The sequence below is a fragment of the Butyrivibrio hungatei DSM 14810 genome (assembly GCF_900143205.1).
In the GTDB taxonomy this organism is placed as follows: domain Bacteria; phylum Bacillota; class Clostridia; order Lachnospirales; family Lachnospiraceae; genus Butyrivibrio; species Butyrivibrio hungatei.
Genome location: NZ_FRDH01000003.1, coordinates 428,864 through 453,130, shown reverse-complemented (window position 1 = coordinate 453,130; position 24,267 = coordinate 428,864). Strand labels below are relative to the sequence as shown.

Annotated in this window: 34 protein-coding genes; 33 read left to right on the top strand and 1 reads right to left on the bottom strand. The window is 41.2% G+C overall.

Features of this window, described 5'->3' with window-relative positions; translation table 11 throughout:
- Position 1 precedes the first annotated feature (1 nt).
- From BUA02_RS02175 to BUA02_RS02125, 11 genes are all read left to right on the top strand, one after another.
- A complete protein-coding gene (locus BUA02_RS02175) occupies positions 2-1,195 on the top strand; it encodes an AAA family ATPase (RefSeq protein ID WP_071176743.1) in 1,194 nt (397 codons plus the stop codon).
- Between the two features lie 118 nt (positions 1,196-1,313).
- Positions 1,314-2,759 carry an amidophosphoribosyltransferase gene (gene purF / locus BUA02_RS02170; protein ID WP_071176742.1) on the top strand — a complete coding sequence of 482 codons (1,446 nt, stop codon included), beginning with the start codon at positions 1,314-1,316 and terminating at the stop codon, positions 2,757-2,759.
- 179 nt (positions 2,760-2,938) lie between these two features.
- Positions 2,939-4,372: an adenylosuccinate lyase gene (purB, locus tag BUA02_RS02165; RefSeq protein ID WP_071176741.1), complete on the top strand. Its 1,434-nt coding sequence runs from the start codon at positions 2,939-2,941 to the stop codon at positions 4,370-4,372.
- A 110-nt stretch (positions 4,373-4,482) separates the two neighbouring features.
- The gene (gene metF, locus BUA02_RS02160; RefSeq protein WP_072700573.1) at positions 4,483-5,346 is read left to right on the top strand and encodes a methylenetetrahydrofolate reductase [NAD(P)H]; all 864 of its coding nucleotides are present in this window, start codon (positions 4,483-4,485) and stop codon (positions 5,344-5,346) included.
- A 13-nt stretch (positions 5,347-5,359) separates the two neighbouring features.
- Positions 5,360-6,355 carry an AAA family ATPase gene (locus BUA02_RS02155; RefSeq protein WP_072700571.1) on the top strand — a complete coding sequence of 332 codons (996 nt, stop codon included), beginning with the start codon at positions 5,360-5,362 and terminating at the stop codon, positions 6,353-6,355.
- A 12-nt stretch (positions 6,356-6,367) separates the two neighbouring features.
- The gene (locus BUA02_RS02150; RefSeq protein WP_072700569.1) at positions 6,368-7,267 is read left to right on the top strand and encodes a DUF58 domain-containing protein; all 900 of its coding nucleotides are present in this window, start codon (positions 6,368-6,370) and stop codon (positions 7,265-7,267) included.
- Positions 7,233-7,730, top strand: a complete 498-nt coding sequence (locus BUA02_RS02145; RefSeq protein WP_072700567.1) for a hypothetical protein — start codon at positions 7,233-7,235, stop codon at positions 7,728-7,730. The genes BUA02_RS02150 and BUA02_RS02145 overlap by 35 nt, the downstream gene beginning before the upstream one ends.
- A complete protein-coding gene (locus tag BUA02_RS02140) occupies positions 7,721-8,824 on the top strand; it encodes a vWA domain-containing protein (protein ID WP_072700565.1) in 1,104 nt (367 codons plus the stop codon). The genes BUA02_RS02145 and BUA02_RS02140 overlap by 10 nt, the downstream gene beginning before the upstream one ends.
- Positions 8,821-9,783 (top strand): vWA domain-containing protein, encoded by a 963-nt coding sequence (locus tag BUA02_RS02135; RefSeq protein WP_072700563.1) that lies wholly within the window; start codon positions 8,821-8,823, stop codon positions 9,781-9,783. Before BUA02_RS02140 ends, BUA02_RS02135 begins: the two co-directional genes overlap by 4 nt.
- 3 nt (positions 9,784-9,786) lie before the next feature.
- Positions 9,787-10,548: a tetratricopeptide repeat protein gene (locus BUA02_RS15765; protein WP_071176734.1), complete on the top strand. Its 762-nt coding sequence runs from the start codon at positions 9,787-9,789 to the stop codon at positions 10,546-10,548.
- Positions 10,549-10,684: 136 nt separating this feature from the next.
- Positions 10,685-11,722 carry a hypothetical protein gene (locus BUA02_RS02125; RefSeq protein WP_072700561.1) on the top strand — a complete coding sequence of 346 codons (1,038 nt, stop codon included), beginning with the start codon at positions 10,685-10,687 and terminating at the stop codon, positions 11,720-11,722.
- Between the two features lie 67 nt (positions 11,723-11,789).
- Here BUA02_RS02125 and BUA02_RS02120 read toward each other — a convergent pair whose 3' ends face one another.
- Complete coding sequence (locus BUA02_RS02120) at positions 11,790-12,653, bottom strand: class I SAM-dependent methyltransferase (protein ID WP_071176732.1); 864 nt, start codon at positions 12,651-12,653, stop codon at positions 11,790-11,792.
- A gap of 535 nt (positions 12,654-13,188) precedes the next feature.
- Here BUA02_RS02120 and rpsJ point away from each other — a divergent pair.
- The 22 genes from rpsJ to secY all read left to right on the top strand — a co-directional run bounded on the left by rpsJ (position 13,189) and on the right by secY (position 24,219).
- Positions 13,189-13,500 (top strand): 30S ribosomal protein S10, encoded by a 312-nt coding sequence (gene rpsJ, locus BUA02_RS02115; protein ID WP_013279995.1) that lies wholly within the window; start codon positions 13,189-13,191, stop codon positions 13,498-13,500.
- A 141-nt stretch (positions 13,501-13,641) separates the two neighbouring features.
- Entirely contained in the window at positions 13,642-14,325 is a 684-nt protein-coding gene (rplC, locus tag BUA02_RS02110; protein WP_071176731.1) for a 50S ribosomal protein L3, read from the top strand.
- A 27-nt stretch (positions 14,326-14,352) separates the two neighbouring features.
- Positions 14,353-14,976: a 50S ribosomal protein L4 gene (gene rplD, locus BUA02_RS02105; RefSeq protein WP_072700559.1), complete on the top strand. Its 624-nt coding sequence runs from the start codon at positions 14,353-14,355 to the stop codon at positions 14,974-14,976.
- Positions 14,976-15,275, top strand: a complete 300-nt coding sequence (rplW, locus tag BUA02_RS02100; RefSeq protein WP_071176729.1) for a 50S ribosomal protein L23 — start codon at positions 14,976-14,978, stop codon at positions 15,273-15,275. Before rplD ends, rplW begins: the two co-directional genes overlap by 1 nt.
- Positions 15,276-15,370: 95 nt before the next feature.
- Complete coding sequence (rplB, locus tag BUA02_RS02095) at positions 15,371-16,213, top strand: 50S ribosomal protein L2 (protein WP_071176728.1); 843 nt, start codon at positions 15,371-15,373, stop codon at positions 16,211-16,213.
- A gap of 11 nt (positions 16,214-16,224) precedes the next feature.
- Entirely contained in the window at positions 16,225-16,515 is a 291-nt protein-coding gene (rpsS, locus tag BUA02_RS02090; protein ID WP_013280000.1) for a 30S ribosomal protein S19, read from the top strand.
- 36 nt (positions 16,516-16,551) lie between these two features.
- Positions 16,552-16,941, top strand: a complete 390-nt coding sequence (gene rplV / locus BUA02_RS02085) for a 50S ribosomal protein L22 (RefSeq protein WP_071177512.1) — start codon at positions 16,552-16,554, stop codon at positions 16,939-16,941.
- Positions 16,942-16,960: 19 nt separating this feature from the next.
- Positions 16,961-17,632, top strand: a complete 672-nt coding sequence (rpsC, locus tag BUA02_RS02080; RefSeq protein WP_022778093.1) for a 30S ribosomal protein S3 — start codon at positions 16,961-16,963, stop codon at positions 17,630-17,632.
- Positions 17,632-18,069: a 50S ribosomal protein L16 gene (rplP, locus tag BUA02_RS02075; protein ID WP_072700556.1), complete on the top strand. Its 438-nt coding sequence runs from the start codon at positions 17,632-17,634 to the stop codon at positions 18,067-18,069. Before rpsC ends, rplP begins: the two co-directional genes overlap by 1 nt.
- Positions 18,059-18,268, top strand: a complete 210-nt coding sequence (rpmC, locus tag BUA02_RS02070) for a 50S ribosomal protein L29 (RefSeq protein WP_024865221.1) — start codon at positions 18,059-18,061, stop codon at positions 18,266-18,268. The genes rplP and rpmC overlap by 11 nt, the downstream gene beginning before the upstream one ends.
- Before the next feature lie 32 nt (positions 18,269-18,300).
- Entirely contained in the window at positions 18,301-18,555 is a 255-nt protein-coding gene (gene rpsQ / locus BUA02_RS02065; RefSeq protein WP_013280005.1) for a 30S ribosomal protein S17, read from the top strand.
- Between the two features lie 21 nt (positions 18,556-18,576).
- On the top strand, positions 18,577-18,945 hold the full coding sequence (rplN, locus tag BUA02_RS02060; RefSeq protein ID WP_022764361.1) for a 50S ribosomal protein L14: 369 nt from the start codon (positions 18,577-18,579) through the stop codon (positions 18,943-18,945).
- Between the two features lie 12 nt (positions 18,946-18,957).
- Complete coding sequence (gene rplX, locus BUA02_RS02055) at positions 18,958-19,287, top strand: 50S ribosomal protein L24 (RefSeq protein ID WP_071176726.1); 330 nt, start codon at positions 18,958-18,960, stop codon at positions 19,285-19,287.
- A gap of 22 nt (positions 19,288-19,309) precedes the next feature.
- Complete coding sequence (gene rplE / locus BUA02_RS02050; protein ID WP_022772938.1) at positions 19,310-19,849, top strand: 50S ribosomal protein L5; 540 nt, start codon at positions 19,310-19,312, stop codon at positions 19,847-19,849.
- Between the two features lie 18 nt (positions 19,850-19,867).
- Positions 19,868-20,053 carry a type Z 30S ribosomal protein S14 gene (locus BUA02_RS02045; RefSeq protein WP_071176725.1) on the top strand — a complete coding sequence of 62 codons (186 nt, stop codon included), beginning with the start codon at positions 19,868-19,870 and terminating at the stop codon, positions 20,051-20,053.
- A 205-nt stretch (positions 20,054-20,258) separates the two neighbouring features.
- Entirely contained in the window at positions 20,259-20,660 is a 402-nt protein-coding gene (gene rpsH, locus BUA02_RS02040; RefSeq protein WP_013280010.1) for a 30S ribosomal protein S8, read from the top strand.
- Positions 20,661-20,675: 15 nt separating this feature from the next.
- Positions 20,676-21,215, top strand: a complete 540-nt coding sequence (gene rplF / locus BUA02_RS02035) for a 50S ribosomal protein L6 (RefSeq protein ID WP_071176724.1) — start codon at positions 20,676-20,678, stop codon at positions 21,213-21,215.
- Between the two features lie 19 nt (positions 21,216-21,234).
- A complete protein-coding gene (gene rplR, locus BUA02_RS02030; protein WP_071176723.1) occupies positions 21,235-21,603 on the top strand; it encodes a 50S ribosomal protein L18 in 369 nt (122 codons plus the stop codon).
- A gap of 18 nt (positions 21,604-21,621) precedes the next feature.
- Entirely contained in the window at positions 21,622-22,131 is a 510-nt protein-coding gene (rpsE, locus tag BUA02_RS02025) for a 30S ribosomal protein S5 (protein ID WP_026515602.1), read from the top strand.
- Positions 22,132-22,147: 16 nt separating this feature from the next.
- Positions 22,148-22,336 (top strand): 50S ribosomal protein L30, encoded by a 189-nt coding sequence (gene rpmD / locus BUA02_RS02020; protein WP_022764368.1) that lies wholly within the window; start codon positions 22,148-22,150, stop codon positions 22,334-22,336.
- A 123-nt stretch (positions 22,337-22,459) separates the two neighbouring features.
- Positions 22,460-22,900, top strand: coding sequence for a 50S ribosomal protein L15 (gene rplO, locus BUA02_RS02015; RefSeq protein WP_071176722.1), 441 nt, complete (start codon positions 22,460-22,462; stop codon positions 22,898-22,900).
- Complete coding sequence (gene secY, locus BUA02_RS02010) at positions 22,900-24,219, top strand: preprotein translocase subunit SecY (protein WP_072700553.1); 1,320 nt, start codon at positions 22,900-22,902, stop codon at positions 24,217-24,219. Before rplO ends, secY begins: the two co-directional genes overlap by 1 nt.
- Positions 24,220-24,267 lie beyond the last annotated feature (48 nt).

The following is a 24,267-nucleotide window of genomic DNA, read 5'->3' as shown; positions in this document are numbered from 1 at the left end:
TATGGGGATTCTTGATAATATTTTTAGAAATTCAAGAGATGATGAATGGGAACAGCAGGTAGAACTTGAAAACTGGAATGACATTGTCTATACCAGAAAGTCTCTTGATATGGATGATCCTGTTCAAAGAAGAGAATATATAGGAAGCTGCCTTCAACAGATGGAGGAGGCAGCCAAGGAGCTTGATGCCCTGGAGTTTGAGTATAACGATGTTACAAGCCACTTAAGGGATATGGAAGAGATCGATGCGCTGCCACCTGAACAGAGAGCTGAGATCAATGAATGTGCCCAGAAGATCCTTGATTCTCAGGATCAGCAGGAAAAGTTCAGCAAGAGAAAGAGCAAGATGACTGATGAGGAGTTTGAAAGAATGGAAAGACTTCAGTCGGAAGCTCAGGCTGGTTCGAAAAAACTTATGGAAGCTGAAGATTTCCAGAGGAAGATAAGAAACGATCTTAAGCGCCTTGATGGGGAACTTGAAGCTTACTTCTTTAGAGAGGAAGAGCTTGAGAACACTATGGAGAATTCCAAGAAGCTTATCATTGCCATAGGAACAGCTCTTGTTTTTGCAATATTTGTTTTACTGGTACTGCAGTTTGGACTTAAGCTCAATGTAGTATATGGTTACATGGTGGCGATCCTACTGGCGGCTATATCTATAACTGTGCTGTATGTCCAAAGTACTAACGCTGTAGTTGAGATGAAGACGGTAAAAAAGTCTATTTCAAGGCTTATAATGCTTCAGAATCAGGTTAAGATCCGTTACGTCAACAATACTAACCTTATTGATTATCTGTGCCTTAAGTACAGAGTTATGAGTTCGGGTGAGCTTACAGATCTTTTTGAGAGATACAGCAGGGAAAAGAGGGAGCGTGCAAGGTACGAGGATGCCAGAAAGCTTCTTGATTCAAACCAGAAGGATCTGATCTATATGCTAAGACACTTTAGGGTAAGAGATCCAGAGATCTGGATCCATCAGCCGGAAGCACTTCTTAGTCACAATGAAGAGGTTGAGATCAGGCACAACTTAAATGTTCGCAGGCAGTCTCTTAGAAAGAGAATGGAGTACAACAAAGATGTTGTAGCCGGTAATGCCAAGAGAGAGATTGAAGATACAGCTCGTCTTTATCCTCAATATGCTCAGGAGATACTTGATATGGTATCAAGATATGAAGAAAGATATCCAGACATGTAAAAAACATGTCTGGATTTTTTTATTATATATACAATTTTTCCATTGTCAGAAAATGCGGTTGATGATATTATTTCTTTGTTTGTGGAAATCATAACTTTTCATTAATTGAGGAGATTAGATGGGAAACGATATCAGAACGGAAAACTACAAGCATCTTGGGGAAGAGTGCGGTGTTTTCGGAATGTATGATTTTGATGGAGGAGACGTTGCAGGTTCCATTTACTATGGACTTGTCTCTTTGCAGCACAGAGGTCAGGAGAGCTGCGGTATCGCTGTAAGTGATACTAGTGGGCCTAAAGGTAAGATCGTAAGTTACAAGGACATGGGACTTGTAAATGAAGCTTTTACACCAGATACACTTGATAAGCTTAAGGGCGACATCGGTGTAGGTCACGTTCGTTATTCTACGGCTGGCAGCAGTACCAGAGAGAATGCTCAGCCACTTGTTCTAAACTATGTTAAGGGAACCTTGGCACTTGCCCATAATGGTAACCTTGTCAATGCGCCAGAGCTCAGACAGGAGCTTGCTTATACTGGTGCGATTTTCCAGACTACAATTGATTCAGAAGTAATTGCATATCATATTGCCAGAGAAAGACTTGTTTCTACTTCGGTAGAAGAAGCTGTTGGAAGAGCAATGCTCAAGATCAAGGGTGCATATTCACTTGTTATCATGTCACCAAGAAAGCTTATTGGAGCAAGAGATCCTTATGGATTCAAACCACTTGTGATCGGGCGAAGAGAGAACTGCTACGTTCTTGCTTCTGAGACATGTGCTCTTGATACTATCGGAGCAACATTTATCCGTGATGTTGAACCGGGTGAGATCGTTACTATTTCACCTGAGTATGGTATTCAGTCCAATAAGAGTCTTTGCCTTCCTAAGGAAGAGCATGCAAGATGCATCTTTGAATATATCTATTTTGCCAGACCAGACAGTAATATTGACGGCGTAAGCGTGTATGATGCAAGAATTGCTGCAGGTAGATTCCTTGCCAAGGATTCGCCGGTTGATGCAGATCTTGTAGTAGGTGTTCCAGAGTCGGGTAACGTAGCAGCCCTTGGCTATGCTATGGAATCAGGAATTCCTTATGGTCAGGCATTCGTCAAGAATTCATATATCGGCAGAACTTTCATTAAGCCCAAGCAAAAGAATAGAGAATCAAGCGTTCAGGTCAAGCTCAATGCATTAAAGAGCGCAGTTGAAGGTAAGAGGATCATCATGATCGATGACTCTATCGTAAGAGGTACAACTTCTGACAGGATTGTTAGAATGCTTAGAGATGCCGGAGCCAAGGAGGTCCACATGAGAGTAAGTTCACCACCATTCTTGTGGCCTTGCTACTTTGGTACAGACGTTCCAGCTAGAGATCAGCTTATTGCCTACAACAGAAATGTAGAAGATATCTGCAAGATCATTGGTGCTGATTCACTTGCTTATCTTGGAATCGACAGACTTGAAGAGATGGTTGGCGGCAAGCTTGGAATCTGTAAGGGATGCTTTACAGGCAAATATCCGGTAGATCCACCTAAGGGTGATATTAGAGGAGAGTTTGAGCAATAAGTGGATGAAAAACCAATTTTTGTTTCTGCTTGCAGAAAAACAAAATTGGTTTTGAAGACACAATGGACATGAGGAAGTAGCACGATAGTGCGGATTCCGAATGGCCGTAGGATTGCGAGAGCGAAGCGGAGCAATCCGTATTGCTGAAGTTATGTGAATTGGAATAAAAGGAGAACAGTATGAGTACAGATCGTTATACAAGCCCATTATCAGAGCGATATGCAAGTAAAGAGATGCAGTACATCTTTTCCCAGGACATGAAGTTCAAGACTTGGAGAAAGCTGTGGATCGCTCTTGCAGAAATAGAAAAAGAGCTTGGTCTTAATATAACTCAGGAGCAGATCGATGAGCTTAAGGCTCATCAGGATGACATCAACTATGATGTTGCCAAGGCTAGAGAAAAAGAAGTTCGTCATGACGTAATGAGCCATGTATATGCATATGGCCAGCAGTGCCCAAAGGCTAAGGGTATCATCCACCTTGGTGCAACCAGCTGCTACGTTGGCGATAACACAGATATCATCATCATGACAGAAGGTCTTAAGCTTGTTCGTAAGAAGCTTGTTAATGTTATCTACGAGCTTTCTAAGTTTGCTGACAAGTACAAGGATCAGCCAACACTTGGATTTACACATTTCCAGCCAGCACAGCCAACAACAGTTGGTAAAAGAGCTACACTCTGGCTTCAGGATTTCACCATTGATCTTGAGGACCTTGATTATGTCCTTGATAATATGAAGCTTCTTGGTTCAAAGGGAACTACAGGAACACAGGCTTCATTCCTTGAGCTTTTTGATGGAGACCTTTCAAAGGTTGATAAGCTTGATCCAATGCTTGCTGAAAAGCTTGGCTTCAAAGGATGCATGGCTGTTTCAGGTCAGACCTACAGCCGTAAGATCGACATGAAGGTTATCAACGTTCTTGCAGGCATCGCATCATCAGCAACTAAGATGGCTCAGGATATCAGACTTCTCCAGCATCTTAAGGAAGTTGAAGAGCCATTTGAAAAGAGCCAGATCGGTTCATCAGCTATGGCTTACAAGAGAAATCCTATGAGAAGTGAGCGTATCTGCTCTCTAGCAAGATATGTCATCATCGATACACTTAATCCTGCTATTACTGAGGTATCACAGTGGTTTGAGAGAACACTTGATGATTCTGCTAACAAGAGACTTTCAATCCCTGAAGGCTTCCTTGCAACAGATGGTATCCTTGATCTATGTCTCAACGTTGTAGACGGACTTGTTGTATATCCTAAGGTTATTGAAAAGAGACTTATGTCTGAGCTTCCATTTATGGCTACAGAGAACATCATGATGGATGCAGTAAAGGCCGGCGGAGATAGACAGGAACTTCATGAGAGGATCAGAGAGCTTTCAATGGAAGCTGGCAAGACAGTTAAGGTTGAAGGTAAGGACAATAACCTTCTTGAGCTTATAGCTGAAGATCCAGCATTTCCTCTTTCACTTGAGGAACTTAAGGCTTCTATGGATCCAAAGAAGTACGTTGGATGCAGTGCTCATCAGGTTGAAAAGTTCTTATCAGAGGTTGTTGATCCTATCCTTGATGCCAATAAGGATGACCTTGGAGTAAAGGCTGAGATCAATGTTTGATTTTGCAAAATAATATAAATTACAGGACATTAAATGGCGCAGGTGATAACTTGCGTCATTTTTGTATATTTGATAGACTAGCGAAGAGGATTTTTTAGGAGGCTACCGGTATGAAAATCATAGATATTCTAAATAGCAAAGATGTCACATTGTCATTCGAAGTTTTTCCACCTAAAACGGATGCCGGATATGCAGCAGTTGAGAAGGCGGCAGCAGAAATCGCTGCTCTGAAGCCTGATTTCATGAGTGTTACTTATGGAGCTGGCGGCGGAACAAGCCAGAATACAGCTAATATTGCGGCTGATCTGCAGAACAAATATGGTGTGGATGTGATTGCTCATCTTACCTGCGTTTCTTCTACTAAAGAGTACGTAGATTCAATGATCGACGCATACAAAGAAAAAAGAATTGAAAATATCATGGCACTTAGGGGAGATATTCCAAAAGAAGGTAGAGTATGCTATGACTATGATCATGCATACCAGCTGATCTATGATATTAAATCTAAGTACAGCGATTGCTGTATCGGTGGAGCTTGTTATCCAGAGGGACACGTTGAATGTGCCCGTCAGTCAGAAGATATCGTTCATCTCAAAGAAAAAGTGGATGCAGGCTGTGACTTCCTTACAACTCAGATGTTTTTTGATAATTCAACATTATACCAGTTCCTGTATCGAATCAGAGAAAAAGGAATTGATGTCCCTGTTCTTCCAGGTATCATGCCTATCACAAATGTGAAGCAGGTTTCACGAAGTGTGGCTCTTTCTGGTTCAACCATTCCTCAGAAGATGAAGATCATGGTGGATAGATTTGCGGATGATCCTGACAAGCTTAGGGAAGCTGGAATCATATATGCAAGTGATCAGATCATTGATCTGATTTCAAATGGAGTAAGCCACATACACGTTTATTCTATGAATAAGCCGGAAATTGCCGCAGGAATCATGCGCAACCTGGCTACAATAATAAAGTAAAGGGAAAGAGAAAATGGACGCAAAAAATAACATTAGTCAGGAAGATTTTAATTACTCACAGGAAGTAATCAAAAAGTTATCAGATTACTTCGATGCCAAAGTAGTAGGACAGAAGCAGCTTAAATTCTCACTTATTGCTTCTATCATTGCTGATGGCCATATCTTGGTAGAGTCTGTTCCAGGACTTGCTAAGACAACAGCCGCTAAGGCTATTTCAGATGCTGTAGACGGAAAGTTTGCAAGAATTCAGTGTACACCAGATCTTTTACCTGGTGATATAGTAGGTACACAGATCTATAATCAGGCAACTAACAAGTTCGAGACAATTCTAGGACCTGTATTTGCTAACTTTGTACTCCTTGATGAGGTTAACCGTTCCTCTGCCAAGACTCAGGCTGCCATGCTTGAGGCAATGCAGGAAAAGCAGGTTACTATCGGCGGCGAGACATATCGCATGCCAGAAGATATCTTCATAGTAATCGCTACTCAGAATCCTATCGAGCAGGAAGGCACATATCCTCTTTCAGAGGCTCAGACAGATAGATTCCTTGTAAAAGAGGTTATAACATATCCTACAGCTGCTGAAGAAGTTGAAATCTTAAGTCGTATCGAGTCAGGTGTTATCTCAAGAGTTGATGATCCTGTTCTTACTATCAAGGACGTTGATAAGGTTCAGGATATCGTTGATCAGGTTTATGTAGATGAAGCTGTTAAGTGGTACATCTCAAGTATCGTAGTTGCCAGCAGAAGAGCAAACCAGATTCCTGGATTTGAACTTGGCAAGTATGTTCGTATCGGTGTTTCACCTCGTGCATCTATTGCATTCCTCAAGATGGCTAAGGCAGCAGCTCTTATGCAGGGTAGAACTTATGCTACTCCAGAGGATGTTAAGCTCGTAAGACATCAGGTTCTCAGACACAGGATCGGTCTTAATTATTCTGCAGTTGCTGACAACATCACCATTGAACAGGTAATTGACGGAATCGTAAACTCTGTTAAGACACCATGATGAGATGAAGCTATGAACATAGATTATGAGTATTTATCAAGAATTAGAAGAGCGGTGACTCTTTATACAACTAGAAAGACCTCTAACATCTTAGAGGGCGATTTCCATTCTATCCACAAGGGTAGGAGTATGGATTTCGAGGATCTCAAGGAATACACTCCTGGTGATGAGGTCCATGATATTGACTGGAAGTCTTCTTCCAGAATGGGAACTATCCTGGTCAGACGTTACATGACTGACAGAAGACACAACATGATGTTTGTGTGCGACTGCGGTACCAAGATGACTGGTGATACTCCTTCAGGTGAAGCCAAGAAAGATCTTGCTCTTATGACATTTGGAACAATGGCTTATATTGCCGGTAGAAACGGCGCGGATTATGCTTTGTCTTTTCCAAATGCAGGTGGAGCATTTATGAGCATGTTCAAATCAGGAGCTGATCATCTTGAAAAACTGCTTTACGAGTATCAGAAATGCGTCACAACTGACGGAGCTCAGGATATTTCCAAGACTCTTAAGGATGTTATCAACAATGTTCATAAGAGAATGATCATTTTCCTTATTACTGATGTCAGCACTTTGGCGACAATTGATAAGAATCTCATCAGAGCTATTACCAGTGACCACGACCTTGTGGCTATTGGCATTCAGGATGCAGGTCTTACTGGCCAGAGCGTATTCGATTTAGATATTGGAAGGTATGAGAGATTTTTCTTTTCACATAATGCTAAATTAAGAGAGCTTGAACAGAACATCAGGACCGAGGAAGCTGATATTATAAACGAGAACTGCAGACAGGGTAGGGCATCTGTCGTTTCCATCAAAAAGGAAAGCGAGATCATTGATAACATTATCCTTCTGCTAGAAAGGTACAGACATGGAAACTACGGTTACATTACAACCACCGTTTGAATTTTATCTGTGGGTATGGCTTTTTGCTATTTCAGCGCTGCTCTTATCTGTGGCTTTTCTTTTGATAATGAGACATTTCTATAAAAAGGCTCAGTCACAGGTAGAAGCTACAAAGGAAGGCCCAGTTTTCATCCAACCTTCACAGAGAGTTGTCACAAACGCAAAGGGCAGATATGTTGGAATGATCCAGGCTGTTCTAGCGGATTATAATGCAAAGAAAATTACAAAAAGAGATGGCTATCAGAAGCTTAGTATCATTATTAGAGGATTTGTACAGGAAACTACAGGTATCAATGTGGAAAACTATACTCTCTATGAGATCAAGGGACTTGGGATTGAGAAGCTCAATAAGCTGATCGAGGAATACTATGTACCTGAATTTGCTGAGGATAACAGAGCTACTAGGATGAGCTTTGAAGCTTCATGCAATAGCGCTATGGGAGTGATAAAAACATGGAATTGATGCACAAAAGTGTTGTCATTATCGGCGGCATTATTATTGCTGTGGTACTGTTTGCACTACTTGGTGTGCAGCGCCACAAGGCAAATTCATATTCCACAGGCATAAAGGCAGCGAACACATCAAGGATCAGGCAATCAGCTATTTATAAAAAGCTTGAGAAAAGATACAAGATCCTTAGATGCATTTTGGTTGCTTCACTTGTGGGAAGTATCTTATCATCACTTTTCCTTATAGCCAGACCTTTTGAAACAAAAGAGATCGAGAGCACTATAAAGAAAAGAGATATCATCATCTGTTTGGATGTTTCATATTCACTGTATGACCTTAACTACGAGGTTACAGATTACCTTGAGGAACTTGTCAGAGGGCTTGAGGGAGACAGGATTGGAATCAACATATTCAATACCTCAACAGTTACCTATGTACCTCTTACTGACGATTATGATTATGTTATAGACAAGCTTGATGAACTTGAGCAGTACTTTGTTTTGCAAAAAGAGTTCATGGAGACCTATAATGGCAAGAAATACTCTGATCTTACTGATGAAGAATATGAAGAGTATGAGAAGATGGCGATCAAACTGTCATATTATGATGCTGGTACAGTATATAACTCTGATGTTAAGGGCTCATCACTTATTGGTGAAGGACTTGCTACAGCTCTTTATTCATTCCCATACCTTGGAGAATCAGAGCGAACAAGAGTTATCATCATGTGTACTGACAATGAACTTAGCAACATTGCTCCACAGGTTGTTGATGTGGAGAAGGCAGCAGAGGCTTGCGCTGTTAATGATGTAACTGTTTATGGCATCTATCCTAGAGAAGAGGTTTTCTACATGCCAGATCTCTATGATTACGAAGAATGTAAGAGCGAGTTTGAGAATGCTATCAAGATAACAGGCGGTAAGCTTTATATCAGAACTGCTGATAATTCAGTAAAAGATATTGTTGGAAGCATTCAGAAGGAGGATGCACTCCTTGTTAAGACTGTTGCTTCCAAAGAATATACAGACATGCCGTTTATACCATTTGTCACATTGCTTATGTGCTTTGTGGCTTCAATAACGGCAGGATTGGTGTTACAAAGATGAGAATATTACCTATTATACCTATATTTTCGCTGCTTGCCATATTTGTCATTTTGATGACTGCAACAGTGATCATAATCTGTAGGAATCAGTTAAAACTAAAAGAAAAGATTTTTTCTATAGCAAGATTATCCATTATCTATATTCTCGTACTGTGCATTGGCCTTAGACCTGTTACAGTAGACGATAATGTAGAATTTGCTACTAAGAATCTGGATGTTCTCTTTGTTGTAGATACTACTCTTAGTATGTGGGCAGAAGACTACAGTGGCAAAAACACTAGAATGAGCGGAGCGCTCAAGGATGTCCAGTATATTATCGATGAACTTGCAGGAAGTAACTTTGCTATTGTTACTTTTGATAACAAGTCAAAGGTAGTAAGCCCATTTACTCAGGATGTTAGATATATCGAAGATCTTATGGCTACTATTACTCAGATTGATTCATATGATGCAGCTGGAAGTAGTCTTAATCTTCCATACTACGATATGAGATCGCTTCTTTCTTCTTCTAGAAAAAAAGAGAATAGAAAGACAGTGGTTTTCTACATCAGTGATGGTGAGATCACTAATGGAGAAGAACTCCAGTCCTATGCAGAACTTGCAGAATTTGTGGATACTGGTGCTGTTTTGGGCTATGGTACAGAAAAAGGTGGTAAGATGAAGGATGGCAGCTGGGGATATGTATATGACAGCTCTACCCATAAGGATGCTGTTTCTGTGATCGATGAAGCAAATCTTCAGCAGGTAGCTACAGATCTTAATATCAGCTATTTTAACATGAACTCAGGACATGGTCCTATCAAGGGAATCATTGAAGAAGTCAAGAATCAGTGCAAGACTGTTATGGATAAAGAGACAGGTGCTGAGAGATATATAGACATGTACTATTACTTTGCTATTCCTTTGGCTCTTATGATGTTACTTGAATTGTACATAATAATAAGAAAGGGGAGATTGTAATTTATGAAGAAGAAACCTTTAAAGGTTATGATACCCTTTATTATTTCTATTGTACTTGTTGTGATCACAGGCCTTTTTATGTTGAAGGTGCTTTTAAACCATTTCTTTGTTGTGGCATATGCTTCCGAAACTTATGCTGCGCCAGTGCAGGAGTTTGAGACTATGTTCAATCATCCTGAAAGCTATCTTCCGTATTACAACCTTGGTAATTGCTATTACCAGGGGGGAGACTATTCTACTGCAGCGGCATATTATTATCAGGCTCTTTCATATGAAGATATTCCACAAGACAGGGATATCCCTATCAGAATAAATCTGGCATTGGCGCTTTGCTATAGTATCGATTTTGATAATCTTAAATCTGATACAGATATACAGAGTGCGCTGCAGGTATTATACACAGCAAGAGATATCCTTATGGAAAAAGGATATGCCAATGATGAAGGTACTGGAACTGATGCGACTGCTCAGCAACTCAAGGAAGATATCGATAAGATGATCGAGAAGCTCCAGCAACAGCAAAATAGTAATGATGATTCTAATGATCAGGAGCAACAACAGCAGGAGCAGGAGAAAGAAAAGGAGCAAGAACAGAACCAAAATCAGGATCAGCCTCAGCCTATGACACAGGAAGAGATTCAAGAGATTCAGGATAACAGAACTAAATCAGCTAATGAAAGAGCTGAGGAGCAGGAATATTACGGCCAATATGATGAAAATGGTGAAGAAACCGCAGGTGGTTCAGGACCAGAACATCCATGGTGATCAGAAGCTCGCACTTTTGTGCGAGCTTCTTCTTATTTCGCCGGTCTGGACACTAACATGCTTTGCAACATATACCATATGATGTATAATAGAGTATGGAAAAAGGAAGATGTTGTATGAAAGGGGTAAAAACATTATGAAAAAACGAATATCGATGATATTAAGCGTACTGCTTACGCTTATACTGATATTGACTACAGCATTCACATATCCTGTAAAGACAAAGGCAGCAGAGACCACATTCTCAGGAACGGTTTCTGATAAAACAACTTCAGATATCCTGTATCTATCCACAAGCGGTGGAACAATGGAAATCAAAATCGACAGTTCAACTCAGGTAAGTGGAACCAAGCTTATTCTTCCAGGAAGCAGTATTACAGCTTCATGCTATAGAGGAAGTGATGAATACTGGCATGCATCTACTCTTACTGGAACAGCAAAGGTTGGTAAGGTTACAATTGATACCAACAACAAAGCAACAGTAAAAGGTACTATTGCTAAAGGTACATCAGAAGAACTTCTATATTTAAATACAGACAACGGAACAATGCAGATCAAGATGGATGATGAGACAGATCTTTCAGGTGTTACAATGCTCATCATCGGTAAGAGCGTTCAGGTTGTAGTTGCAAGAGGATCAGATGCATATATGCATGCTCTTTCAATTTCAAGTAATGGCGGAGCCTCTGCTACATCAAGTTCAGCAGCTGGTACTTCTTCAGGAAGCGGTGTAACTGGAACAGTAGAGAAGGGTACTACTTCTTCGATTCTTTATCTTTCAACATCAGCAGGAACAATGGAGTTTGTCCTTGATCTTGCAACAGATGCAAGTGCTTGCCGCGTACTTATGCCAGGCGAAAGTATTACAGTTAACTTCTACAGAGGAAGTGATGCATGGAATCATACATCCAAGCTTGTTAATAACTCAGCTAGTGCAGCTTCTGAAGTAACACTGGATGCTTCATCCAAGACTACAGTTTCAGGTAAGGTTAATTCAAGCACAACAGAGAATACACTTTATCTGGAAACAAGCGGCGGAACAATGCAGATCAAACTTGATGCAGCTACAAACTTCTCAAGATGCCCTGTAATCCTTCAGGACAAGAATATTTCAGTGGTGATCGAGCGTGGCTCTGATGAGTACTATCATGCAGTATCAGTAAGTCTTAACTAATATGTGACAAATAAAATGAAGCTTGGATTTTTCCAAGCTTCATTTTTTATATGTAGAAATATGATTTTTATTTTGCTGTCCAGCGTCCACTTGCTCCGCATGGAAGTACAAGACCATTTCCTTTTACAGGAAGTCCGATCTCATTAGCCTCTACAGTTCCTTCGTGAATAGGATCGAGGACTGTATGAAGCATATAAGAAAGAACTGCTGGCTGTAAACCTGTTGTGTATGAGTTAATAAGGAAGAACAGTGGGTTATCTGAAAGGAGCTTAGCAGATAACTGAATAAATGGGAAAACAGATTCTTCGATTTTCCAGATCTCACCCTTAGGACCTCTTCCATATGAAGGAGGATCCATGATGATGGCGTCATATTTGTTGCCGCGTCTTATTTCTCTTTCAACAAACTTAACACAGTCATCAACGAGATATCTGATAGGTGCATCAGCAAGTCCTGATGAAGCCGCATTCTCTTTTGCCCAAGCGACCATACCCTTGGCGGCATCAACGTGAGTTACGCTTGCCCCAGCCTTGGCGGCAGAAACAGTAGCGCCACCTGTATAAGCAAAGAGGTTAAGAACTTTAATTGGACGACCGGCTTCCTTTATTAATGAAGAAAACCAATCCCAGTTAGCTGCCTGTTCAGGGAAAAGACCTGTGTGCTTGAAGCTAAAAGGCTTAAGATTAAATGTAAGTTCCTTATAATTAATAGTCCATTCTTCTGGAAGCTTATGGAATTCCCATTCACCGCCGCCTTTATTGCTACGATGGTAATGGCCGTTGAATTTCTTCCATCCGTAATGTTTCTTTTCTGTATTCCAAATAACCTGCGGGTCCGGTCTTACGAGTAAATAGTCGCCCCAACGTTCAAGCTTCTCACCGCTTGAGGTGTCTAATACTTCATAGTCTTTCCATCCGTCTGCAATCCACATAGATCTAATTCCTTCCATATAATGTATTCTTTATAATAGTTTAAACTCTGATAATAGTTTTTTCTATTAATAAATGTTATGATTTGCGATAATGTGCAGGTCACATTGTACTACAGCACCTGTTTATAGTCACCTAAATGAATAAAAAGATTAATTTTGATCAAGAAAAATAGTCAAAAAAGGCTGATTTTACCATAAAAGAGATTAATTTTTAAAAAGGTGTTGCATTAAATAACAAAATGTTTTATACTCATAAACGCTGTGACATGATAGCTATGAAGCGTGAGGTTGCTGCTTTATCCAGTTAAGCAGGTTTTCCGTGGAGCGAATGTCTAGAGGCCGAACCAAGGCCAACCAAACTGACGACAAGTCACTGTACAGTAATTAAAGAGTCTGCCGACTAACCCAAGGCAGAAACGACGTGTAGTAAATCCATGATCTTATTGTGTATTAAGGTTTAGGACACACACGGGAGAGTGTACAGTCACCGCTTGTCGTACTTCATTAAAAGTGCGAAAAGGAGGCGACTTTTTTTATGGCAAATCAGGTAATGAGAATTACACTTAAGGCTTATGATCATCAGCTTGTTGATGCATCTGCCAAGAAGATTATCGAGACAGTCAAGAAGAACGGTTCTCAGGTAAGTGGACCAGTACCTCTTCCTACTAAGAAGGAAGTTGTTACTATCTTAAGAGCGGTTCACAAGTACAAAGATTCTAGAGAACAGTTCGAGCAGAGAACACATAAGAGACTTATCGATATCATCACACCTACATCAAAGACAGTTGAGGCTCTTCAGAGACTCGAGATGCCAGCTGGTGTAAACATAAACATCAAGATGAAATAATTTAAGTAACATTGACCTCTACTAGTATGATGCGAGACGCATGATGCCGTGAAAACTGGAGAATTGTCACGTTGCAGACAATTAAAGCGACATTGCGAACGAACCAAGCATCCGCTGTAGACGTAATAGGAGGTAAAAAACATGAAGAAGGCTATTTTAGCTACTAAAGTCGGAATGACTCAGATCTTCAAAGAAGATGGTTCACTTGTTCCTGTAACTGTTCTTCAGGCAGGACCATGTGTAGTAACACAGATCAAAACTGTAGAGAACGACGGTTATAGCGCTGTTCAGGTTGGATATGTTGACAAGAAGGAAAAAGTTGTTAACAAGGACAAGAACGGTAGCAAGACAATCTACCACCGTCATGGCGCTACAAAGGCTGAGCAGGGACATTTCAAGAAGGCTGGAGTTTCTTGCAAGAGATATGTAAGAGAGTTCAAGCTTGAGAATGCTGCAGAGTATGCTCTTGGCGCTGAGATCAAGGCTGATATCTTCGCAGAAGGCGACAAGATTGATGCTACAGCAGTTTCAAAGGGAAAAGGATTCCAGGGTGCTATTAAGAAGAATGGTCAGCACAGAGGACCTATGGCACACGGTTCCAAGTTCCACCGTCATCAGGGTTCTAATGGTTCAAGTTCAGATCCTAGCCGTGTATTCAAGGGCAAGGGAATGCCTGGTCACATGGGCAGTGTAAAAGTAACAGTTCAGAATCTTGAGGTTGTTAGAGTAGATGCTGACAAGAATCTTATTCTTGTTAAGGGTGCTATTCCAGGACCTAAGAAGGGACTTGTTGCTATCAAAGAAACAGTTAAGGCAATAGGCTAATAAGAACGCGAAAGGAGGACCATACAGATGGCTAATGTATCTGTTTACAATATGGAAGGCAAAGAAGTTGGCAAGATCGATTTAAACGATGCTATCTTCGGAGTTGAAGTAAATGAACATCTTGTGCACATGGCAGTTCTTCAGCAGCTCGCTGACAAGCGCCAGGGTACACAGAAAGCTAAGACACGTTCTGAAGTTTCAGGAGGCGGAAGAAAGCCTTGGAGACAGAAGGGAACAGGTCATGCAAGACAGGGATCTATCAGAGCTCCTCAGTGGAAGGGCGGCGGAGTTGTATTCGCTCCAGTTCCAAGAGATTATTCTTTCAAGATGAACAAGAAAGAGAAGAGAGCTGCTCTTAAGTCTGCTCTTACAGATAAGGTTCAGAACAACAACATCATCGTTGTTGACGAGCTTAAGTTCGACGAGATCAAGACAAAGAGATTTGCAGAGGTTATGAACAACCTCAAGGCTACTCGTAAGGCTCTTGTAGTACTTGCAGATAATGATAAGAATGTTGTTCTTTCAGCTAGAAACCTTGCTGAAGCAAACACAACACTTACAAACACACTTAATGTGTATGATATCGTAAACGCTAGAACACTCGTCCTTACAAAGGATGCAGTTGCTAAGATAGAGGAGGTGTATTGCTAATGGCAGCATTACAGTATTATGACGTAATCCTTAAGCCAGTTCTTACAGAGAAGAGCATGGCTGGCATGAGCGAGAAGAAGTACACTTTCCTTGTTAATCCAGAAGCTAACAAGACTCAGATCAAGGAAGCTGTAGAGAAGATGTTCGAGGGAGCTAAGGTTGCTAAGGTTAACACAGTTAATGCAAACGGCAAGATGAAGAGACGTGGCATGACTGTTGGTTTCACAGCTAAGACTAAGAAAGCAATCGTTCAGCTTACAGCTGATAGCAAGGACATCGAGATTTTCCAGGGACTCTAATTTATAACTAATAATTATACGTGCGAATCCAAGAAGAGCCCGGGATTCAAGTGAGTAATCACTAGACGCGTGATAAAACAAAAGGAGAAAATATCATGGGAATTAAGAAATACGGCCCATATACCCCATCCAGAAGAAACATGACTGGATCAGATTTCTCAGAGATTACAAAGTCTACACCAGAGAAGTCACTCGTTGTTTCTAAGAACAGCAAGGCTGGTCGTAACAACCAGGGTAAGATCACAGTAAGACATCGCGGATGCGGCGGCAGAGTTAAGTACAGAATTATCGATTTCAGAAGAAACAAGGATGATATGCCTGCAAAGGTTATCGGAATTGAGTATGATCCTAACAGATCAGCAAATATCGCACTTATCCAGTACGAGGATGGCACAAAGGCTTATATCCTTGCACCTAACGGTTTAACAGATGGCATGACAGTTATGAACGGTGCTAACGCTGAGATCCGTGTTGGTAACTGCCTCCCACTTTCACAGATTCCTGTCGGTGAAAACGTACACAACATTGAGCTTTATCCTGGTAAGGGCGGACAGATGGTTCGTTCAGCAGGAAACGCTGCACAGCTCATGGCTAAAGAAGGTAAGTACGCTACACTTCGTCTTCCTTCAGGTGAGATGAGAATGGTTCCTATCGAGTGCAGAGCTACAATCGGTGTTGTTGGAAATGGTGATCACAACCTTATCAACTATGGTAAAGCCGGAAGAATTCGTCACATGGGCATCAGACCTACAGTTCGTGGTTCTGTTATGAACCCTAACGACCATCCACACGGTGGTGGTGAAGGTAGAGCTCCTATCGGACGTTCTGGTCCTAGCACACCTTGGGGCAAGCCAGCTCTTGGTTATAAGACACGTAAGGCTAAGAAGGCTTCTAACAAGCTCATCGTAAGAAGAAGAAACGGTAAAGCCATCAAATAAGGAGGAATAAAATGTCTAGATCACTTAAAAAGGGACCTTTTGCAGACGCAAGCCTGCTTAAGAAGATAGATGCTATGAACGCAGAGGGCCAGAAGCAGATTGTTAAGACATGGTCACGTCGTTCTACAATTTTCCCATCTTTTGTTGGACACACAATTGCTGTTCATGATGGAAGAAAGCATATTCCTGTATATGTTACTGAAGATATGGTTGGACACAAGCTTGGTGAGTTTGTTCCTACAAGAACATTCAGAGGACATGCTGGAAACTCTCCTGCAGAGAGAAAGAGCAGCGTAAACTAAGAAGTGTTTTAACGAAAGGAGGTTATATCCATGGAAATGGAGATCAAGCATAGATCAAAAATCAAAAGAGAAAGAAATCGTGACAATAAAGAAACAAGACCTTTTGCAAAGTTATCTTACGCAAGAATACCAGTTCAGAAGGCATGCTTTGTCATGGATGCTATCAGAGGAAAGGACGTTGAGACTGCACTTGCAATCCTTCAGTACAATCCTAGATATGCTTCAAGCGTAATCTACAAGCTTCTTGCAAGCGCTGTAGCTAACGCTGAGAACAACAAGGGTATGAACAGATCAAATCTCTATATTGCTGAGTGCACTGCTAGCAACGGCCCTATCATGAAGAGAATTCAGCCTAGAGCACAGGGTAGAGCATACAGAATCAATAAGAGAATGAGCCATCTCACTGTTATTTTGGACGAGAGATAATTGAAAGGAGAACCTAAGAATGGGACAGAAAGTTAATCCTCATGGCCTCAGAGTCGGTGTTATCGCTGACTGGGATTCCAAGTGGTATGCTGAATCTGGCGATTTCGCCAATAATCTTGTAGAAGATTATAATATCAGAAAATTTCTGAAGAAGAAGTTATATGCAGCTGGTGTTTCTAAGATCGAGATCGAGAGAGCATCAGATAGAGTTAAGGTTATAGTTTATACAGCTAAGCCTGGTGTCGTAATCGGTAAGGGCGGTGCTGAAATCGAAGTAACCAAGAAGGAGCTTTCAAAGCTCACAGACAAGAAAGTTCTTGTTGATATCAAAGAAATCAAGAAGCCTGATAAGGATGCACAGCTTGTTGCAGAGAATATCGCTCAGCAGCTCGAGAACCGTGTATCATTCAGAAGAGCAATGAAGTCATGCATGAGCAGAACAATGAAGACAGATGCACTTGGTATCAAGGCATGCTGCTCAGGCCGTCTTGGCGGTGCTGATATCGCTCGTTCAGAGTTCTACAGCGAGGGAACAATTCCTCTTCAGACTCTTAGAGCAGACATCGATTATGGTTTTGCTGAAGCAGATACAACCTATGGTAAGGTTGGTGTAAAGGTATGGATCTATAAGGGTGAAGTACTTCCAACTAAAGCAGGTGAGAATTCAGATAAGGAAGGGAGCGATAAATAATGTTAATGCCAAAGAGAGTTAAGCACCGCAAGCAGTTCCGCGGTTCAATGGCTCATAAAATTACTCGTGGTACTACAATCACTTATGGTGAGTTCGGTATTGTTGCGCTTGAGCCTTGCTGGATCAATTCAAATCAGATTGAGGCAGCCCGTGTTGCTATGACACGTTTCATCAAGCGTGGTGGTCAGGTTTGGATCAAAATTTTCCCTGACAAGCCTATCACATTGAAGCCTCTTGGAACTCGTATGGGTTCTGGTAAGGGTGCCGTAGATAGATGGGTAGCTGTTGTTAAGCCTGGTCGTGTAATGTTCGAAATCGGCGGTGTTGCCGAGGACGACGCAAGAGAAGCTCTTCGTCTTGCTATGCATAAGCTTCCTTGTAAGTGCAAGATCGTTTCAAAGGCTGATTTGGAAGGCGGTGTATCTAATGAAAACTAATAAGTATGTAGATGAGTTGAAGGCTAAGTCAGCTGATGAGCTTCAGACTGAGCTTGTATCAGCTAAGAAGGAACTTTTCAACTTAAAATTCCAGAACGCTACAAACCAGTTGGATAATACAGCAAGAATTAAAGAAGTAAGAAGAAATATTGCAAGAATCCAGACTGTAATCACACAGAACGCAAAGGCAGCTAACTAATACCTTTGTCTAATCTAAAAGGAGAAAAGATCGTGGAAAGAAATTTAAGAAAAACGCGTGTTGGAAAAGTAACAAGCGATAAGATGGACAAAACCATCACAGTTTCCATTGAGGACCATGTTAAGCATCCTCTTTACAAGAAGATCGTAAAGAGAACTTACAAGCTTAAGGCTCATGACGAGAACAATGAGTGCCGTATTGGTGACACAGTTAAGGTAATGGAGACAAAGCCTATCTCCAAGGATAAGAGATGGAGACTTGTATCCATAATTGAACGTGCAAAGTAATACAAAAAAAGGAGAAATATCATGATTCAGCAGGAAAGTAGACTTAGAGTCGCTGATAACACAGGTGCTAAAGAGCTTCTTACAATCCGTGTTATGGGTGGATCTACAAGAAGATATGCGAGAATCGGCGACACAATCGTTGCTTCAGTTAAAGAAGCAACACCCGGTGGAGTTGTAAAGAAGGGTGACGTTGTTAAGGCTGTTGTCGTTCGTACTGTTAAAGAGACACGTCGTAAGGACGGTTCCTACATCAGATTTGATGAGAACGCTGCTGTTGTTATCAATGAAGATGGTACGCCTAAGGGAACACGTATTTTTGGACCAGTAGCTAGAGAGCTTCGTGAGAAGAAATTCATGAAGATTCTTTCTCTTGCTCCTGAAGTATTATAAGGAGGCGCCCAGATGTCAACTAGTAAGATTAAGAAGGGTGATATGGTAAGAGTTATCGCCGGAAGAGAAATCGATAAAGAAGGAAAAGTTCTTTCTGTTGATGTAAAGAACGGAAAGGTAGTTGTTGAGGGCCTTAACAAGGTTACAAAGCACGAGAAGCCTTCTGCAAAGAATCCTAATGGCGGTATTGTAGAGCGCGAAGCTGCTCTTGATATCTCAAACGTTGTGTATCTTCATAACGGACAGCCTACTAAAATCGGTTTCAAGGTTGAAAAGGATGATAATGGTAAGGTTGTAAAGAAGAACCGCATCGCTAAAAAGACTGGTGAGGTTATCGACTAATTTAGGAAGGAGGTATTAAGCGTTGAGTAGATATAAGGATTTATACAAAAACGAGATCGTTGATGCTATGACAAAGAAGTTCGGTTACAAGAACGTAATGGAAGTTCCAAAGCTCGACAAGATCGTTATCAATATGGCAGTAGGAGAAGCTAAGGAGAACGCAAAGCTTCTTGAGAACGCTGCAAACGATATGGCTATTATTTCAGGCCAGAAGCCTGTTTACACAAAGGCTAAGAAGTCAATCGCTAACTTCAAGTTAAGAGAGGGTATGCCAATTGGATGTAAAGTAACACTCCGTGGTGACAAGATGTACGATTTCCTTGATCGTCTTGTAAACCTTGCTCTTCCTCGTGTACGTGACTTCAGAGGAATCAATCCTAACTCATTCGATGGTAGAGGTAACTACGCTCTTGGTATCAAAGAGCAGCTTATCTTCCCTGAGATCGAGTACGATAAGATTGACAAAACAAGAGGTATGGACATCATTTTCACAACAACAGCTAAGACAGATGAAGAGGCTCGTGAGCTTCTTACACTGTTCAATATGCCTTTTGCAAAGTAATAGGAGGGAATAAGACACATGGCTAAATTATCCATGAAGGTTAAACAGCAGATGAAACCAAAGTTCTCTACACGTGCTTATAATCGTTGTAAGATCTGCGGTCGTCCTCATGCATATCTTAGAAAGTACGGAATCTGCAGAATTTGCTTCCGTGAACTTGCATATAAGGGCGAGATTCCTGGTGTTCGTAAAGCATCTTGGTAAAACTAATCGCTTAGCGAGGTTTTTCACGAGCTTAGCGTACTAGTTTGTTCTGGCGAGGGCGTAGCCCGAGAGCAGAACTTCCTTGTGACCTGGGATGGAGGTCACAGAAATTTAGAAACATTAAATGCGCATTGCGGCTTCGTGTCTCTGCTCAATTCGGGGAGTAGTAAGGCGAAGCAATAATAATTAAGGAGGCAATTTTAAAATGGCAATGAACGATCCTATTGCAGATATGCTTACAAGAATTCGTAACGCAAATACTGCTAAGCATGACACTGTTGATGTTCCTTCTTCAAAGATGAAGCTTGCTATCGCAAACATTCTTCTTGAGGAAGGTTATATTAAGAAGCTTGATGTAGTAGAAGATGGAGCATTTAAGAATCTTCACATCACTCTTAAGTATGGTGCTGACAGAAATGATAAGGTTATCACTGGTCTTAAGAGAATCTCAAAGCCTGGTCTTCGTGTATACGCAGGCAAGGATGAGCTTCCTAGAGTATTAGGCGGACTTGGTATTGCAATTATTTCAACAAACCAGGGCGTTGTAACTGATAAAAAAGCAAGAGAGCTCCAGGTTGGTGGCGAAGTTCTTGCATTCATTTGGTAAATTGGAGGTACGGGCATGTCACGAATTGGAAAAATGCCAATCGCAGTTCCTGCTGGTGTAACAGTAGAAGTTGCAGAAAATAATAAGGTGACTGTAAAGGGACCTAAGGGTACTCTTACAAGAGTTTTCCCAGCTGAGATTTCTTTCTCACAGGAAGACGGACAGATCGAGGTTAAAAGACCTGACGATCAGAAAAAGACAAAGGCTTTACATGGTCTTTCAAGAAGCCTTCTTAACAACATGGTTGTTGGTGTTACAGATGGCTACGAAAAGAAGCTTGAGGTTAACGGTGTAGGTTACAGAGCTGCTAAGAATGGTAAGACACTCTCTCTCACACTTGGTTATTCTCACCCAGTAGAACTTGTTGATCCAGAAGGAATCGAGACAGTTGTTGAGGGTCAGGTAATTACAGTTAAGGGAATTGATAAGGAAGCAGTTGGACAGCACGCTGCAATCATCAGAGAAAAGAGAGCTCCAGAGCCATATAAGGGCAAGGGTATCAAGTATGCTGATGAGGTTATCAGACGTAAAGTTGGTAAGACTGGTAAGAAATAATTAAGAAGGAGAGTGCAAAATGGTTAGTAAGGAATCAAGACAGAAAATTCGTGTTAAAAAGCACATGAAGATTCGTAATCGTTTCAGCGGAACAGCTGAGAGACCACGTTTAGCAGTATTTAGAAGCAATAATCACGTATATGCACAGGTTATTGATGATGTAGCTGGTAAGACACTTGTATCTGCTTCAACTCTTGAAAAAGATATCAAGGCTGAGCTTAAGAATACAGATGACATTGATGCAGCTTCAAAGATCGGTGATGTAGTTGCTAAGAGAGCAATTGAAAAAGGTATCAAGGCCGTAGTATTCGATAGAGGCGGTTATATTTATCACGGTAAGGTTAAAGCCCTTGCTGATGCTGCCAGAGAAGCTGGCTTGGAATTCTAAGAAGGGAGAAAACACAATATGAAGCGTACAATCGTAGATGCTAGTCAGCTCGAATTGACAGATAAAGTTGTAACCATCAAGCGTGTTACTAAGGTTGTTAAGGGTGGACGTAACATGAAGTTCACAGCACTTGTTGTAGTAGGTGATAACAACGGACACGTTGGTGTTGGTCTGGGCAAGTCAACAGAAATCCCAGATGCTATCCGTAAGGGTAAAGAGGATGCTACTAAGAACCTCATTACTGTACCTCTTGACGAGAATAACAGTATTACACATGATTTCGTAGGTAAGTTTGGCTCTGCTGAAGTATTACTTAAGAGATCTCCAGAAGGTACTGGTATCATCGCTGGTGGTCCTGCTCGTTCAGTATGTGAGCTTGCAGGTATCAGAAACATCAGAACAAAGTCACTTGGTTCTAACAACAAGCAGAACGTTGTTTATGCAACAATCAACGGTCTTGCTCAGTTAAAGACACCTGAAGAAGTTGCTGCTAAGCGCGGCAAGTCTGTTGCAGAAGTAACAGCATAATAGGAGGATATTATCAATGGCAAGCGAAAAGAAACTCAAGATCACATTGGTTAAGTCCACAATTGGCGCTGTACCTAAGCAGGTAGCAACAGTAAAATCAATGGGATTCAAGAAACTTAACAGTTCTGTTGAACTTCCTGATAACTCAGCAACAAGAGGACAGATTCAGCAGATCAGACACCTTGTTAAGGTAGAAGAGATCTAATCTCGACATAATTGAAACATTAATTGTAACTGGGGCTGTTCTAAGTGTACGCGAGTGGTATATAATGTATATTGTGTACTGCGCTGAGCGGCATAAGCCCCAGTATGTATAAGGAGGAATATCATGGAATTATCCAACTTAAGACCTGCTGAAGGTTCAGTACAGAGCGATAATTTTAGAAGAGGCCGTGGACATGGTTCAGGAAACGGCAAGACTGCTGGTAAGGGACACAAGGGTCAGAAGGCTCGTTCAGGAGCTCCAAGACTTGGTTTCGAAGGTGGTCAGATGCCATTGTTCAGAAGACTTCCTAAGAGAGGCTTCAAGAACATCAACCACAAGAACATTGTTGGTATCAACTTAAGCTCACTTGAAGCATTCGACAACGGTGCAGTTGTTGACGTTCAGGCACTTAAGGATGCTGGAATCATCAAGAAAGAGCTTGATGGTGTTAAGATTCTTGGAAACGGCGAATTTACTAAGAAGCTTACGGTTAAAGCAAATGCGTTCAGCGCATCAGCTAAAGAGAAAATCGAGGCACTTGGTGGAACAACAGAGGTGATCTAATGTTTAAGTCCCTAATGAATGCATTAAAAGTCAAAGAAATTAGAATGAAGATTCTATTTACTCTTGCGATGCTAGCCCTTATCAGACTTGGATCTGCTATTCCAGTTCCAGGTATGAATACAACAGTTTTTAAGAACTGGTTTCAGGGTTTGACAGAGAGTGATGCATTTGGTTTTATGAATCGATTCACTGGTGGATCATTTGAGAACATGTCAATCTTGGCACTCAATATCACACCATATATCACTTCTTCCATTATCATTCAGCTCCTTACAATTGCTATTCCTAAGTTTGAGGAGTGGCAGAAGGATGGCGAAGATGGAAGAAAGAAGCTTACAAAGCTTACAAGATATATCACTGTAGCTTTAGCTCTTATCGAATCAATAGCCATGGCAGTCGGCTTTTACAGGAACACAGGATTCCTTACTTCACAGAATCCATTCCTTGTAGTTCAGATTGTTGCAGCACTCACAGCTGGTAGTGCATTCCTGATGTGGATTGGTGAAAGAATCACGGAAAATGGGGTTGGAAACGGTATATCAATAGTTCTGACTATCAACATTCTTTCAAGAATGCCGTCAGATATCAGCTCACTATTCGGTCAGTTTGTGAGCGGAAAGCCTATTGCAAGGGGAGTAGTATCAGCAATAGTTATTATTGCGGTTATTATCTTTATGGTTGTATTGGTAGTTCTTCTTAACGGCGCTGAGCGTAGAATTCCTGTTCAGTATGCTAAGAAGATTCAGGGAAGAAAGACATACGGTGGAAACCATTCTGAAATTCCTCTCAAGGTTAATACAGCCGGCGTTATGCCAATTATTTTTGCAATGTCACTTTTCCAGTTCCCGATCATTATTACCCAGCTTGTTGGATATAATGGATCAGGATTCTGGGGCAAGGCAGTTGCATTTTTAAATCAGAGTAACTGGTGCAATCCAAATCACCCTGTATATACACTTGGTTTGGTTGTATACATACTCTTGCTCATATTCTTCGCATATTTCTACACATCAATTACATTTAATCCAATTGAGATTGCAGACAATATGAAGAAGCAGGGCGGATTTATTCCTGGAATCAGACCAGGTAAGCCAACTAGCGAATACCTTACAAGCATTTTGAACTACATCATTTTCATAGGTGCATGCGGCCTTATCATTATTGGCGTATTACCTATCGTATTCAATGGTTTGTTCGGTGCGAAGGTTTCATTCGGTGGAACCAGCCTTATCATCGTGGTAAGCGTTATACTTGAGACAATCAAGCAGATCGAATCACAGATGCTTGTACGTAATTACAAAGGTTTCCTGGAAGATTGATTTTATGAAAAAAAGAGGTTACGGGGCTTCTAGTAGCCCTGGAGCCTC